11 protein-coding genes and 1 pseudogene are annotated in these 12,756 nt (G+C 76.3%); 7 read left to right on the forward strand and 5 right to left on the reverse strand.

The window, feature by feature from the left end; genetic code table 11:
• Positions 1-30: 30 nt before the first annotated feature.
• Positions 31-681 (forward strand): TetR family transcriptional regulator, encoded by a 651-nt coding sequence (locus AB0L29_RS07995; protein WP_365824518.1) that lies wholly within the window; start codon positions 31-33, stop codon positions 679-681.
• Between the two features lie 276 nt (positions 682-957).
• Here the strand turns inward: AB0L29_RS07995 and AB0L29_RS08000 are convergent, their stop codons facing one another.
• Entirely contained in the window at positions 958-1,824 is an 867-nt protein-coding gene (locus tag AB0L29_RS08000) for a helix-turn-helix transcriptional regulator (protein ID WP_365824520.1), read from the reverse strand.
• Positions 1,825-1,937: 113 nt separating this feature from the next.
• Here AB0L29_RS08000 and AB0L29_RS08005 point away from each other — a divergent pair, with 113 nt between their 5' ends.
• Both AB0L29_RS08005 and AB0L29_RS08010 read left to right on the forward strand, forming a co-directional pair.
• A complete protein-coding gene (locus tag AB0L29_RS08005) occupies positions 1,938-2,636 on the forward strand; it encodes an SDR family NAD(P)-dependent oxidoreductase (RefSeq protein ID WP_365824522.1) in 699 nt (232 codons plus the stop codon).
• Between the two features lie 82 nt (positions 2,637-2,718).
• Positions 2,719-2,838 (forward strand): annotated as a pseudogene (locus AB0L29_RS08010) (IS5/IS1182 family transposase); the annotation flags it as partial.
• A 111-nt stretch (positions 2,839-2,949) separates the two neighbouring features.
• Here the strand turns inward: AB0L29_RS08010 and AB0L29_RS08015 are convergent.
• The 3 genes from AB0L29_RS08015 to AB0L29_RS08025 form a co-directional block, all read right to left on the reverse strand.
• The gene (locus tag AB0L29_RS08015) at positions 2,950-3,225 is read right to left on the reverse strand and encodes a hypothetical protein (RefSeq protein ID WP_365824524.1); all 276 of its coding nucleotides are present in this window, start codon (positions 3,223-3,225) and stop codon (positions 2,950-2,952) included.
• A 137-nt stretch (positions 3,226-3,362) separates the two neighbouring features.
• Positions 3,363-5,498: a 4-alpha-glucanotransferase gene (gene malQ, locus AB0L29_RS08020; protein ID WP_365824526.1), complete on the reverse strand. Its 2,136-nt coding sequence runs from the start codon at positions 5,496-5,498 to the stop codon at positions 3,363-3,365.
• Positions 5,499-5,774, reverse strand: coding sequence for a hypothetical protein (locus AB0L29_RS08025; RefSeq protein WP_365824528.1), 276 nt, complete (start codon positions 5,772-5,774; stop codon positions 5,499-5,501).
• A gap of 233 nt (positions 5,775-6,007) precedes the next feature.
• Here AB0L29_RS08025 and AB0L29_RS08030 point away from each other — a divergent pair, with 233 nt between their 5' ends.
• The 4 genes from AB0L29_RS08030 to AB0L29_RS08045 all read left to right on the forward strand — a co-directional run bounded on the left by AB0L29_RS08030 (position 6,008) and on the right by AB0L29_RS08045 (position 11,900).
• Positions 6,008-8,971 carry a beta-N-acetylglucosaminidase domain-containing protein gene (locus AB0L29_RS08030; RefSeq protein WP_365824530.1) on the forward strand — a complete coding sequence of 988 codons (2,964 nt, stop codon included), beginning with the start codon at positions 6,008-6,010 and terminating at the stop codon, positions 8,969-8,971.
• Positions 8,972-9,325: 354 nt separating this feature from the next.
• Positions 9,326-9,859 (forward strand): PadR family transcriptional regulator, encoded by a 534-nt coding sequence (locus AB0L29_RS08035; protein WP_365824532.1) that lies wholly within the window; start codon positions 9,326-9,328, stop codon positions 9,857-9,859.
• Positions 9,856-10,542: an ABC transporter ATP-binding protein gene (locus AB0L29_RS08040; RefSeq protein WP_365824534.1), complete on the forward strand. Its 687-nt coding sequence runs from the start codon at positions 9,856-9,858 to the stop codon at positions 10,540-10,542. Before AB0L29_RS08035 ends, AB0L29_RS08040 begins: the two co-directional genes overlap by 4 nt.
• On the forward strand, positions 10,539-11,900 hold the full coding sequence (locus AB0L29_RS08045) for an FtsX-like permease family protein (protein ID WP_365824536.1): 1,362 nt from the start codon (positions 10,539-10,541) through the stop codon (positions 11,898-11,900). The genes AB0L29_RS08040 and AB0L29_RS08045 overlap by 4 nt, the downstream gene beginning before the upstream one ends.
• A 168-nt stretch (positions 11,901-12,068) precedes the next feature.
• Here the strand turns inward: AB0L29_RS08045 and AB0L29_RS08050 are convergent, their stop codons facing one another.
• Positions 12,069-12,605: an HNH endonuclease gene (locus AB0L29_RS08050; protein ID WP_365824538.1), complete on the reverse strand. Its 537-nt coding sequence runs from the start codon at positions 12,603-12,605 to the stop codon at positions 12,069-12,071.
• Positions 12,606-12,756: the final 151 nt, after the last annotated feature.

Here is a 12,756-nt window from a genome sequence, read left to right on the forward strand (position 1 = left end):
GCCCACGTGTGTTGGCCTACGCTCATCGGCATGTCCGACAGCAGGCTCACCGTCCCGGCCGGCACCAGTGGCCCGACCGGCATCAGCGGCCCGGCCGACATCAGCAAGCCGTCCGGTCCCAGCAACCCCGCCAAACGCTCCGACACCACCCGCGCCGCGATCCTCGACGCCGCCCGCGAGCGTTTCGCCGCCGACGGCTACGAGCGGGCCACCATCCGCGCCATCGCGCGGGACGCGAAGATCGACCCGTCGATGGTGATGCGCTACTTCGGCAGCAAGGAGGGCCTGTTCGCGGCCGCCGTCGCCGTCGACATCGCGCTGCCCGACATGAGCGCGCTGCCCCGGGACGAGGTCGGTTCCACCCTGGTGGGGCACTTCCTCGACCAGTGGGAGGACAACGAGGTGCTCACCGCCCTCCTCCGGGTCGGCGCCGGCAGCCGGGCCGGGGCCGAACGCCTGCGGGGCGTGTTCCGCGACCAGGTGCTGCCGGTCGCCCGGCAGGTGTGCCCCGATCCCGAGCAGGCCGCGACGCGTGCCGCGCTCGCCGCCACACAGCTGCTGGGCCTGGCGCTCACCCGGTACGTCCTGCGGCTCCCGCCGACCGTGGCGCTCAGCCGGCAGGAGATCGTGGCGTGGCTGGCCCCGACGGTGCAGCGCTACCTGACCGCGCCGCACCCTTAGGGCCTGTCGTCAGACTCCCGCCTGCCCCGCGACGCCCTGCACGCCCTCTCGCCGCACCGGGCGCGGACCCGAGTACATCCGGTACGAGGGCCGGCACCCGGCACGCGTGTCACCAACGTCCCGGGACAGCACACCCAGGGCGCGTGCCGGGTTGTGGCCGACGGGTGGTCCGGGTGAGGTCTTCGCTCCGGATCACCGAGGCGCGCGGGTGGGGCCGGCGTCGCGGTTCGGCACCCGCCGCGCACACGCGGCCGGTCGGTCGACGCGTGGGCCGGATCAGTGGCGCGCGGGAGCGGGCGGGCCGGCGACGGCGGTGAGCCGGAGCTTGGTCTCGTCCTCGCTGCCGGGCACCGCGGTCATGATGACGATCTTGAGTTCGGAGTCGCCGTCGGTCAGCACGTCGCAGTCCACCGTGACCGGGCCCACCGACGGGTGGTCGATCGTCTTGTGGTCCTCGCGGTGCGCGGCCACCTCTCCGGTCGCCCACAGCTCGGCGAACCTCCTGTTGCCCGCGTTCAGATCGCGGATCAGCGCGGCCAGGCGGCTGTCCCGGGGGAAGCGGCCGGTGGCGCGGCGCAGGTCGGAGACGACGGCGGCGTCGGTGGCGTCGCGGTCCGCCTCGGTCACCGGCCACAGCGCCAGGCGGGCGGGGCCGGTGTCCACCGGGAACCTGTCGCGGGCGAAGTTGCGCAGGCGCGGCGGCGAGGCGGAGGGGTCGCCCAGCAGGGCGGCCCACCCCCGGTTCCACCACACCAGTTGCCAGTCCGCCGCGAACACGGCGACCGCGACGTCCCCGAGCCGGGCGAGCACCCGCTGCACTCCGGGCGGGAGATGGTCGGAGATCGTACCGTCCACCGGCGGTACGAGCCGGGCCAGCCGGTACAGGTGGTCCCGCTCGGCGGTGGACAGCTGCAGGGCGCGCGCCAGGGACGCCACCACCGACGCGGAGGGTGTCGTGGCCCGCCCCTGTTCCAGGCGCACGACGTAGTCGACCGACACCCCGGCCAGGTCGGCCAGTTCCTCGCGCCGCAGCCCGGTGGCCCGGCGCCCGCGGGCCACCGGCAGCCCGGCGGCCGACGGGGGCAGCCGGTCCCGCCACGTGCGGATCATCGCGCCCAGTCCGGTTCCGGGTGTCGTCGCCATGGTTTCCATCCTCCCGCCTCCCCGGCGTGTGTGCGGGCGCGAGGGTGGTACTGGTCCTCCTACCGTCGAAGCGTCCCTGGCCCACCTCTGCCGCCGGGGCCAGTATCGGACGCATGACCATCACCTTCATCACCGGAGCCAACAAGGGCCTCGGCCGCGAGACCGCCCGCCGCCTGACCGAGTACGGGCACACCGTGCTCGTCGGAGCCCGCAACCGCGAGCAGGGCGAGGCGGCCGCCGCCGCGCTCGGCGCACGCTACGTCCCCATCGACGTGACCGACGACGCGTCCGTGGCCGCCGCGGCCGCGGACGTCGCCGAACACGAGGGCCGGATCGACGTCCTGATCAACAACGCCGGTGTGTCCGGCCCCGCCGGCGATCCCGGTGACCTCACCGCCGCCGATGCCCTCGCCGTCCTCGACGTCAACGTCGTCGGCGTCATCCGCACCACCACCGCGTTCCTGCCGCTGCTGCGCCGCTCGGACGACCCTGTGATCATCAACGTCAGCAGCGGAATGGGCTCTCTCGCCCTCACCCACGACCCCGGCCGGCCCGAGTCGCGCGTGATCGCGCCGCTGTACACCTCCTCGAAGGCGGCGCTGACGATGTTGACCACGCAGTACGCCAAGGGGCTGGAGGGCATCCGCGTCAACGCCGCCGATCCCGGCTACACCGCGACCGACCTCAACGGTCACAGCGGCCCCCAGACCGTCACCGAGGGCACGGACGCGATCGTCGCCCTCGCCACCGAGGGGCCCGGCGCCGGAACCGGACGCTTCGTCTCCCGCCATGGCGAGATCGCCTGGTCCTGAACCGGGCAGTGCCGGATCAGCCGTTTCAGGCGACGAGGGCACCACGGAGCCGTCACGGTGTCCGGGGTGGCTCCGGGGCGCAGACAGTCCGCGGTTCGTACCCGTACCGGGGAGGACACGGGTCCGCGGTCCCGTCGCCCGCCCCCGCACCCGGCCGGACGCGGTCGCCGCCGACAGGGCCTGCTCGTCCCGCGGCACCCGCTGCACCCGAACGCCGCGCGCGGACACGCGGGGGCGCCGTCCGGGGCACGCGCGTGTGCGCGCGCCCCGGACGGCGCCCCGAAAAGTGTGCGGCGGTCCGGAAGGGCCGGGCTCAGGCCTGCGTGTCGGCCTTGATCTGGAGGTTGGAGCTGGTGACGTCCTTCTTCTTGTGGGACTTGTCCAGCACCATCACCAGACCCGCGATCAGCGCGAACAGCGCGAGCGGGGCCACGACGTAGAGGCCCAACGTCTCGACGACGCTCAGGCCCGTGCCGGGGTCGTCGCCGTCGTCGCGGGTGAGCGCGAGCGCGGGGGACGACATGAGCAGCATCATCAGCGTCGTACCGGCGGCCAGGGCGCCGGCGCGCAGGGCGTTCTTCTTGTCCACGGTGCCAAAGTAGCGAACGCCGCAGCGGGCCGCGCGCCCGGGGGTGCCGTAGGGCCCGCGGGAGCCGCCACCGGCACCGCGGGCGCGGACACCACCGGCGGGGACACCACCGGTGCCGCCACCGGCACCGGCAGGAGTCACCCCTCCCCCTCCTCCGGCCGGCCGGCCTCCCCGGGCTCGTTCCCCGCGGCCGTCCCGCTCCGCTCCCGCAGCACGTCGATCAGCGCGTGCAGGCGCGGTGACGCCGCCAGCTCCTCCAGCGTCGTCGGCTTCCCCTGCGCGTCCGCGACCGGAAGGCGCCAGTTCGGGTACTGGTCCCAGGTGCCGGGCAGGTTCTGCGGGCGGCGGTCGCCGACCGCGTCGGGGAGCCAGACGCCGATCATGCGGGCGGGGGTGCGCAGCAGGAAGCGGTGGACGGCCTGGATCTCGGCCTCCTCGGTGGAGGAGTCCGTGCCCCCGGCGCCGTTCAGCAGTCCGAGGCGGGTGAGCTCCGACAGCCACTCCGCCGTGTCCGCCGCCGCCTCCGCCCGCTCCTCCTCCAGGGGCCGGGTCAGCAGGCCGAGGCCGTCGCGGAGCTCGACGTGTTCGCCGGTGAGGCGGGCGGCGGTGGGCGGCAGGTCGTGGGTGGTGGCGGTGGCCAGGCAGTCGGCGCGCCAGCCGTCGGGGGGCAGGGGCCGGCCGTCCCCCTCCCAGTCGCGTTCGAACCACAGCACCGACGTGCCGAGCACCCCGCGCCCGCGCAGCGCCTCGCGCACCCCGGGCTCGACCGTGCCCAGGTCCTCGCCGATCACCGGGGCGCCGGCCCGGGAGGCCTCCAGGACGAGGACGGCGAGCATGGCCTCGGCGTCGTAGCGGACGTACGTCCCCTCCGTGGGCGGACGGCCCTGCGGCACCCACCACAGCCGGAACAGGCCCATGACGTGGTCGATACGCAGGGCGCCGGCGTAGCGGAACAGGGCCCGCAGGAGGTCGCGGAAGGGGGCGTAGCCGGACTCGGCCAGCCGGTCGGGGCGCCAGGGCGGCAGCCCCCAGTCCTGGCCGCGGGCGTTAAAGGCGTCCGGTGGGGCGCCCACCGACATGCCCGCGGCGAAGTGCGCCTGCTGGGCCCACGCGTCGGCGCCGGCGGGATGCACGCCGACCGCGAGGTCGTGCACGACGCCGACCGGCATCCCGGCCTCGCGCGCGGCGCGCTGGGCGGCGGTGAGCTGGGTGTCGGTCAGCCAGGCCAGCCGGGACCAGAAGTCCACCCGGTCCATCAGCGCGGTCCGGGCCCGGGCGGTGTCCGCCGAGCGGGGGTCGCGCAGGCCGGTGGGCCACCGGTGCCAGTCCGGGCCGTGCACCTCGGCGAGCGCGCACCAGGTGGCGTGGTCCTCCAGGGCCTGGCCCTGTTCGGCGAGGAAGTCGCAGTAGGCGGCGCGCCTGCCCGGGCCGAGCGGCACCCGCAGGACCAGTTCCAGCGCCTCGCGCTTCAGTTCCCACACCGCGTCCCGGTCGATCAGGGCGCCCTTGTCCAGCACCGCCTCCCGCAGCCGGCCGGCACGCTCCAGCAGCGCCCGCACGCGGTCGCGGTCCTCGACGTAGGCGAACTCCGGGACCTCCTCGACGCGCAGGTGGACCGGGTCGGGGAAGCGGCGCGAGGAGGGGCGGTACGGGGAGGGGTCGGTGGGGGCGCCGGGCACGGCCGCGTGCAGCGGGTTGACCTGGAGGAATCCGGCGCCGAGCACCCGCCCGGCCCAGCCGGCCAGTTCCCCGAGGTCGCCGAGGTCGCCCATGCCCCAGGAGCGGCGGGACAGGAGGGAGTAGAGCTGGACGAGGAGCCCGTAGGACCGTCCGGCGGGGGCGGGCAGCCGGGGCGGGGCGACGATCAGGTGGGCCCGGGCGGTCCGCCCGTCCGGGGCGGTGGCGGTCACGGTGTGGACGCCCGGCGGGAGCTGCTCGGCCGAGGCGCGGGTCTCGCCCTGCTCGGTCTCGATCCGCAGCCGGGTGCCCTCCGGAAGGGCGGTCAGGGCGGCCGGGGTGTCTCCGGTCCGGCCCACGACGGTCGGGGGCAGCAGCCGCTCGCGCAGCTCCCGCTCGCGGGCAGCGAGCGCGCCGCGCACCGCCTCGGGGCCGTCCGCGTCGACGCCGAGGGCGGCGAGGGCCAGGGTGACGGCGGTGGCGGAGGCCGCGACCGTGCGGTCCGGAGACGGGCTGTAGGAGGTGGCCACGCCGTGCAGGGCGGCGAGCCGGGACAGCTCCTCGGTGCAGGGCTCGGCCGGCCGGGGCGAGGTCATCTAGCGCTCCGGGCGGAACTGGTCCGGGACGGACGGCAGAAGGCCGGAGGGGTCCAGGGAGGCGTCGGACCGGCCGGCCGGCGGGCCGGGATCGGCGAGCGGGGGCTCACTGGTCAGGGGCTCGGCGTCGGGCAGCGGCGGTTCGCTGGTCAGCGGCGCCTCGGCGCAGAACCCCTCCGCGCTGAACACGCACAGGTGCGGGCTCTCGGGTCCGGCGGACGGCTCCGCCGCGGGATCGGAGGGGACGGGGGGCTCGATGCGTGCCGGTGCAGCCACGGGGGCCTCCTTGTCGAGCACGGTTTCCGGGCGGGTCACCGCAGCCCTACCCAGTGGGCGCGACGGCAGACGCCCCGGACCGGACAACGTGCTCCTGCTCACATTCCCTCCCTGAACCGTCTCTCCAGACTGGGGCAAATTCGGCACAACGGCCACTCCCGTTGACACGTTCGCCGCAGGGATGGTGGGGTCGATCTCTCCCTACGCACGGTCGAGCATTCAGGAGGGGGCCTGTGCAGCCACGGCGCGGGAAGAGGGCCGCCGCCCTCGCGTTCGCCGTCGTAGCCGGAACCCTGGGCACCGCCCCCGCCGCGGTGGCGGCTCCGCCGGCCCCCGACCCGGCCACCGCCCCCGACCCGGCCACCGCCCCCGACCCGGCCACCGCCCCCGACCCGGCCACGGCCCCCGCCGACGCGGCCGACACCGCCGGGGCGGGCGTCTCCGTCTGGCCGCGCCCCCACTCGCTGCGCGCCGGCGGCGCCCCCGTGGCGGTCACCGACGAGGTGGTGCTGGTCGCGGACGCGACGGCCGACCCCTACGCCGTCGAGGCCCTGCGCGACCTGCTGCGGTCGGCCGGGGCGCGCCGGATCGTGTCCTCCCCCGGGCGTCCGGGCGCCCTGGTGGTACGCGCCCGGACGGAGGCGCCCCACGGCGACCCCCGGCACGCCCTGCCCTCCGGCGGCTACCGGCTGACCGTCGGCCGGGGCGCCGTCTCCCTCGCCGGAGCCGGGCCGGACGGGCTGTTCCACGCCGTGCAGACGCTGCGTCAGCTCCTGCGCCCGGACGGGACGATCGCGGCCGTCGAGGTGCGCGACTGGCCCGGCACCGCCGTGCGCGGCATCACCGAGGGCTTCTACGGCACCCCCTGGACGCATCGCGAGCGGCTCGCCCAGCTCGACTTCATGGGCCGCACCAAGCAGAACCGCTACCTGTACGCGCCCGGCGACGACCTCCACCGGCAGGCCCGCTGGAAGGAGCCCTACCCGGCCGGGCGGCGGGCGGAGTTCCGCGAGCTGGCCGAGCGGGCCCGCCGCAACCACGTCACGCTCGGCTGGGCGGTGGCGCCCGGCCAGGAGATGTGCTTCGCGTCGGACGCCGACCTGCGGGCGCTGACCCGCAAGCTGGACGCGATGTGGGCGCTGGGGTTCCGCGCCTTCCAGCTCCAGTTCCAGGACGTCAGCTACAGCGAGTGGCACTGCCGGGCGGACGCCGACCGGTTCGGCACCGGCCCCGAGGCCGCGGCGCGGGCCCAGGCGCGGGTGGCGAACGCGGTGGCCCGGCACCTGGCCGGGCGCCACCCCGGCTCGGCGGCCCTGTCGGTGATGCCGACCGAGTACTACGAGGACGGCACGAGCGCGTACCGGCGGGCGCTGGCCGCCGCGCTGGACGAGGGCGTCGAGGTGGCCTGGACGGGGGTCGGGGTGGTGCCCCGGACCATCACCGGACGGGAAGTGGCCGACACCCGCGCGGTGTTCGGGCATCCGCTGGTCACCATGGACAACTACCCCGTCAACGACTACGCCCCCGGCCGTGTCTTCCTCGGCCCCTACCAGGGCCGCGACCCGGCCGTCGCCACCGGCTCGGCCGCCCTGCTCGCCAACGCGATGGAGCAGGCGCGGGCGTCCCGCATCCCGCTGTTCACCGCCGCCGACTTCGCCTGGAACCCGCGCTCCTACCGCCCCGAGGAGTCCTGGCGCGCCGCCGTCGCCGACCTCGCGGGCGGGGACACCCGGCGCGAGGAGGCCCTGGCCGCCCTCGCCGGGAACGACGCCTCCTCGGTCCTGGGCGGCGAGGAGTCGGCGTACCTGCGCCCGCTGATCGAGGCGTTCTGGCGGGACCGGGCGAAGGCGGGCGGCGGCACGCCGGGCCGCACGGCGGAAACCGGCCGGGCCCCCGGGGACGGCACCGAGGCCGCCCGGCGGCTGCGTGAGGCGTTCACCGTGCTGCGCGAGCTGCCCCGGCGCCTCTCCGGCACCGGTCTCGCCGCCGAGGTCTCCCCCTGGAGCGAGCAGCTGGCCCGCTACGGCGAGGCCGGCACGACGGCCCTCGGCATGCTGCGCGCCCAGGACACCGGGGACGCGGCGGCGGCCTGGGCCGCGTACCGGAAGCTGGGCGGCCTGCGCGAGCGGCTGGAGTCGGCGCGGGCGAAGGTCGACACGGGCGTGCTGGACCCGTTCCTGCGGCAGGCGCAGAAGACGTACGAGACGTGGGCGGGCATCGACCACGAGCCGCCCGGGAGCGCCGGCGACGCGGACGGCACCCGCACGCTCCGGTTCCCGCGGGTGCGCCCCCTGTCCGCCGTGACGGTCCTCGGCGAGCCCGGCGGCACGGGGACCGTCGAGGCGCACGTCCCCGGCGAGGGCTGGCGGCGCGTCGGCGAGCTGTCCGGGACGGGCGCCACGGAGCTCGCTGTCCGCCGCGGCGCCGACGCCGTCCGCGTCACCGGCCCCGCCCCCTCCCGGGTGCGTCACCTGATCCCGTGGTTCGCGGACTCCCCGGCCGTGTCCCTGGCGCCGGCGCACGACCGCGCCGACGTCGAGACCGGCCGGACGCAGCGGCTGACGGTCCGTGTCACGTCGCTGCGGCCCGCCGAGACCCGCGGCAGGCTCACCGCCGAGGCGCCCGAGGGCGTACGGGTCCGCGTCCCCGGGGGCCCGCTGACCGTCCCGCGCGGCGCCACCGTGGAGGTGCCGGTCGAGGTGACCGTGGAGCGGGGGCCGGCCATGCGGCCGTACGGCATCCGGCTGGCCTTCGGGGCGGCGGCCTGCACGCTCACGGTCCGTTCCGTCCCGTCCACCGGCGGCCCGGACCTGGCCCGCGGCGGCCGGGCGAGCTCCTCGGGCGACGAGACGCCCGACTTCCCGGCGTCGGCGGCCAACGACGGCGACCCGGACACGCGCTGGTCGTCGCCGGTCGACGACGGCGCCTGGTGGCAGGTCGAGCTGGACCGGCCGGTGCGGCTGGGCCGGGTGGCGCTGCACTGGCAGGACGCGTATCCGTCGGAGTACCGGATCCAGGTCTCGGCGGACGGCCGCCGCTGGCGCACCGCGGCGGCGGTGCACGACGGCCGGGGCGGCCGGGAGACCGTGCGGATGGACGAGCCGGACGTGCGGTACCTGCGCGTGCAGGGCGTGCGGCGGGCCACCCCGTACGGGTACTCGCTGTGGTCGGTGGAGGCGTACGCCGTCACGGAGTGACGGGTCCGTGAACCGGCGGCCGGAAGGCCCTCGACGGGCGGGGCGGGGGACGGTTCCGCCCCGTGGGGGCCGACGCGAGAAGGACGAGGGGGCCCGGACGCGGCGCTGCGCCAGGCCGACGCGAGAAGGAGGGGGACCCGGCGGCGACGGCGCGCTGTGCGACCGGCACGCGGGCCGGCCGCACGCACGGCCGGCCCGGCGCTGCGCCGCCCCCTGGCGCTGCTGGTGGCGGGCGGCGCCCCGTACGCGGCGCGCGGGGTACGGCCGGCGCGAGCACGGGTCCGACCTGCCGGGACGAGGATTTCCCCGCCCCACTATTCACTCAGTACATGTATCGAGTGCATAATGATCTCCATGAGCACCCGCCACATCCTGCTGGGGCTGCTCGCCTCGGGTCCGAGCCACGGCTACGACCTCAAGCGACGCCACGACGAACGCTTCCCGCAGGCCCGTCCACTGGCCTACGGGCAGGTCTACACGACCCTGCAGCGCCTGGTCCGGGACGGCCTCGCACAAGTGGAGGGCACCGACTCGGACGGCGGCCCGGAGCGCACGCTGTACCGCTCGACCGACGCGGGCGCGCGCGAGCTGGCGCGGTGGGCGGCCGAGATCGCCCCGCCGGCGCCCTTCGTGACGAACGAGATCTTCGCCAAGGTCGTCGTCTCGATCCTGGCGGGCGGCGACCCGGAGGCCTATCTGCGGGCCCAGCGCGCCGCCCACATGGAGCGGATGCGCCAGCTCACGGCACTGAAGTCCGCCCCGGGCGCCGACCTGGCGACCGTGCTCTCGGCGGACTTCGCCCTCAACCACCTCGACGCCGACCTCCGCTGGATGACCACGACGGCGGCCCGGCTCACCCACCTGACCGCGGAGGTCGACGCAGCATGAACAGCCCAGTGCCGCTCCTGGCGGCCCGTGACCTGGCCAAGAGATACGGCAGGACCCAGGCCCTGCGCGGTGCCTCGGCCGACCTGTACCCGGGCGAGGTCCTCGCCGTGACCGGCGCGAGCGGCAGCGGCAAGTCGACGCTGCTGCACTGCCTGACCGGGATCGTCCGCCCGGACAGCGGTTCGGTGACGTACGGGGGTGAGCGGCTGGAGAAGTTGTCCGAGAAGCGGTTGAGCGAGCTGCGCCGCACCGAGTTCGGCCTGGTGTTCCAGTTCGGGCAGCTCATCCCCGAACTGACGGCGCTCGACAACGTCGCGCTGCCTCTGATGCTGGGCGGCGCCGCCCGGAGCGAGGCCCGGGCGCGGGCCGCGCGGTGGCTGGAGCGGTTCGGGGTGCGCGGCCAGGAGGACCTGCGGCCGGGCGAGATGAGCGGCGGCCAGGCCCAGCGTGCCGCGCTGGCCCGGGCCCTGGTCACCGGCCCGAAGGTGGTCTTCGCGGACGAGCCGACGGGGGCGCTGGACTCGCTGGCGGGCGAGCAGGTGATGACGGCCCTGACGCACACGGCCCGCGAGTCGGGCACGGCGGTCCTGGTGATCACGCACGACGCGCAGGTCGCGGCGTACGCGGACCGGGAAGTGCGGCTGCGGGACGGCGCCGTGGAGCCGCTGGGGGTGACGGCATGAGGTCCCTGCCGGCCGATCTGCGTCTGGCCTGGCGGCTGACCCGCGGCTCCGACCGCGGGGAGTGGTGGCGGATCACGCTCACGGCGACGGGCGCGGCCCTCGCCACCGGTCTCGCGCTCGCGGCCGTCACGCTGGCCTCGGTGCGAGGCAGTGTCGGCGTGTCCCTGGCCGCCGGTCTGCTGGACGCGCCCGGCACGCGCGCCGGGGTGATCGTCGGCCTGCTGCTCCTGCTGGTCCCGGTGTTCGGGTTCCTCGGGCAGTGCGCCCGCATCGGGGCCGTGCACCGCGACCGGCGGCTGGCGGGGCTGCGCCTGGCCGGGGCGTCGCCCTGGCGGGTGCGGCGGATCGCCGCGCTGGAGACGGGGCCGGCCTGCCTGCTCGGCTCGGTGCTCGCCGCCGTCGTCTCCGTGCTGGTCCTGCTGCGGCTGTGGGACCGGCCGACGGCACTGACCTGGGCGGGGATCGCGCTGGTCACCGTCGCGGTGCCGGCGCTGGGCGCGGCGACGGGCGCGCTGGCGCTGCGCCGGGTGGTGGCCTCACCGCTCGGCTGGGTGCGCCGCGTGGGTCCGCGCACGGGGCGGGGGCCGGCACTGGCGTTCCTGGCGGGGGTGCTGCTGATCGGGGTGGTGGCGCTGCTCGCGGTGACGGCCACGTCCGCGGGCGCACCCCACCGGCCCGACGGAAAGCTCCCTTTGACGGTGCTCGGCCTGGCCCTCGTGGCGGGCGCGGGCGCGGTCCGGCTCTGCGGGGCCACGGCGAAGCTCACCGGGCGGCTGCTGGGGACCCGGGCCCGGTCGGCGGCGACGCTGATCGCGGCGGAGCGGCTGCGCGACGACCCGTGGGCGGCGGCCCGTACGCACGCGGCGGTGCTGCTGGTGACCGTCGTGGGGACCGGCTTCCTGGGCGTCCGGCACGCGCTGCTGCAGTCGCTGGACTCGCAGGGGCACCTGTCCGGGAACCGGGCCTTCTACACCACCGGCCTCGATCTGACGGCCGCCGCCATCGCGGTGGGCCTCGTCATCACGCTGTCCGGTCTCGCCGTCGGCACCGCCGAGTCCCTGGCCACCCGCCGCCGGGGCCTGGCCGCGCAGGCCGCCGCCGGAGTGCCGCGCGCGGTGCTCGGCCGGGCGCTGCTGCTGGAGACCGCGCTGCCGCTGGCGCCGGCGGTGCTGCTGGCGGGCGCCGGGGGCGCGGTGATCGGGACCGGCTACGCCTCGCTCGTCGGCGGCGGCTGGTCCGTGCCGTGGGCGTTGCCGCTGGTGCCCGTCGCGGTCTACGCGGCGTGCCTGCTGGCGGCGGCCGCCTCCCTGCCGCTGCTGCACCGCTCGGCGCGCCCGGCGGAGCTGCGCTGCGCGTGAGCGCGGCGGGACCGGCGGAGCTGCGCTGCGCGTGAGCGCGGCGGGACCGGCCGGCCCCGGGGACCGGAAGGGGGATCCCCGGGGCCGGCTCGCCTCCGTAGCGGCGGGGATCACCGCCGCGGGGGCGGGACCACGGCCGTACGGGCAGGGCGAGGGCCCGGACCGTCGTCAGGCGGAGATGCCGTCGATCCGGGCCAGTGCGTCGTCCGCGCCGAACGGCTGCAGGTAGGGCAGCCAGCGCGGGTCCCGGTGGCCGGTGCCGATGATGCGCCAGGCCAGTCCGGTGGGCGGGGCGGGTTTGTGGCGCAGCCGCCAGCCCAGTTCCACCAGGTGCCGGTCGGCCTTGACGTGATTGCAGCGGCGGCAGGACGCCACCACGTTGTCCCAGACGTGCTTGCCCCCGCGGCTGCGCGGGACGACGTGGTCGACGCTGGTTGCGACGCCACCGCAGTACATGCACCGGCCCCCGTCGCGGGCGAACAGCGCCCGGCGGGTCAAAGGAACGGGCCCCCGATAGGGAACCCGGACGAATCGCTTGAGCCGGACCACGCTGGGTGCGGGGACTGTGACGGTCGCGCTGTGCAGATGGGCGCCGGACTCCTCGAGGCAGACGGCCTTGTTCTCGAGGACGAGGACGAGCGCGCGGCGGAGCGGTACGACGCCGAGCGGCTCGTACGACGCGTTGAGGACCAGGACATGCGGCACGGATGCCTCCTTGTACGCCGGCGGCGCGTGGCTCGCGCCGGGACGATCCGTAGTCAGTCTCCCCTCATGCCTGGTGGAAGCGCCACCATGTCCCGGTAACGGGCTGAGAGTGTTTTCGACCACATCCGATACATCCCCCGGACCATGGCCT

Origin of the sequence: Streptomyces sp. NPDC052701 (assembly GCF_040678355.1) — a bacterium.
In the GTDB taxonomy this organism is placed as follows: Bacteria; Actinomycetota; Actinomycetes; order Streptomycetales; family Streptomycetaceae; genus Streptomyces.

What these genes read in the sequence shown, in the direction of transcription:
- AB0L29_RS07995 (WP_365824518.1), top strand. Translation starts at nt 31, where the DNA reads ATGTCCGACAGCAGGCTCACCGTCCCGGCCGGCACCAGTGGCCCGACC.
- AB0L29_RS08000 (WP_365824520.1), bottom strand. Translation starts at nt 1,824, where the DNA reads ATGGCGACGACACCCGGAACCGGACTGGGCGCGATGATCCGCACGTGG.
- AB0L29_RS08005 (WP_365824522.1), top strand. Translation starts at nt 1,938, where the DNA reads ATGACCATCACCTTCATCACCGGAGCCAACAAGGGCCTCGGCCGCGAG.
- malQ (WP_365824526.1), bottom strand. Translation starts at nt 5,498, where the DNA reads ATGACCTCGCCCCGGCCGGCCGAGCCCTGCACCGAGGAGCTGTCCCGG.
- AB0L29_RS08035 (WP_365824532.1), top strand. Translation starts at nt 9,326, where the DNA reads ATGAGCACCCGCCACATCCTGCTGGGGCTGCTCGCCTCGGGTCCGAGC.
- AB0L29_RS08040 (WP_365824534.1), top strand. Translation starts at nt 9,856, where the DNA reads ATGAACAGCCCAGTGCCGCTCCTGGCGGCCCGTGACCTGGCCAAGAGA.
- AB0L29_RS08045 (WP_365824536.1), top strand. Translation starts at nt 10,539, where the DNA reads ATGAGGTCCCTGCCGGCCGATCTGCGTCTGGCCTGGCGGCTGACCCGC.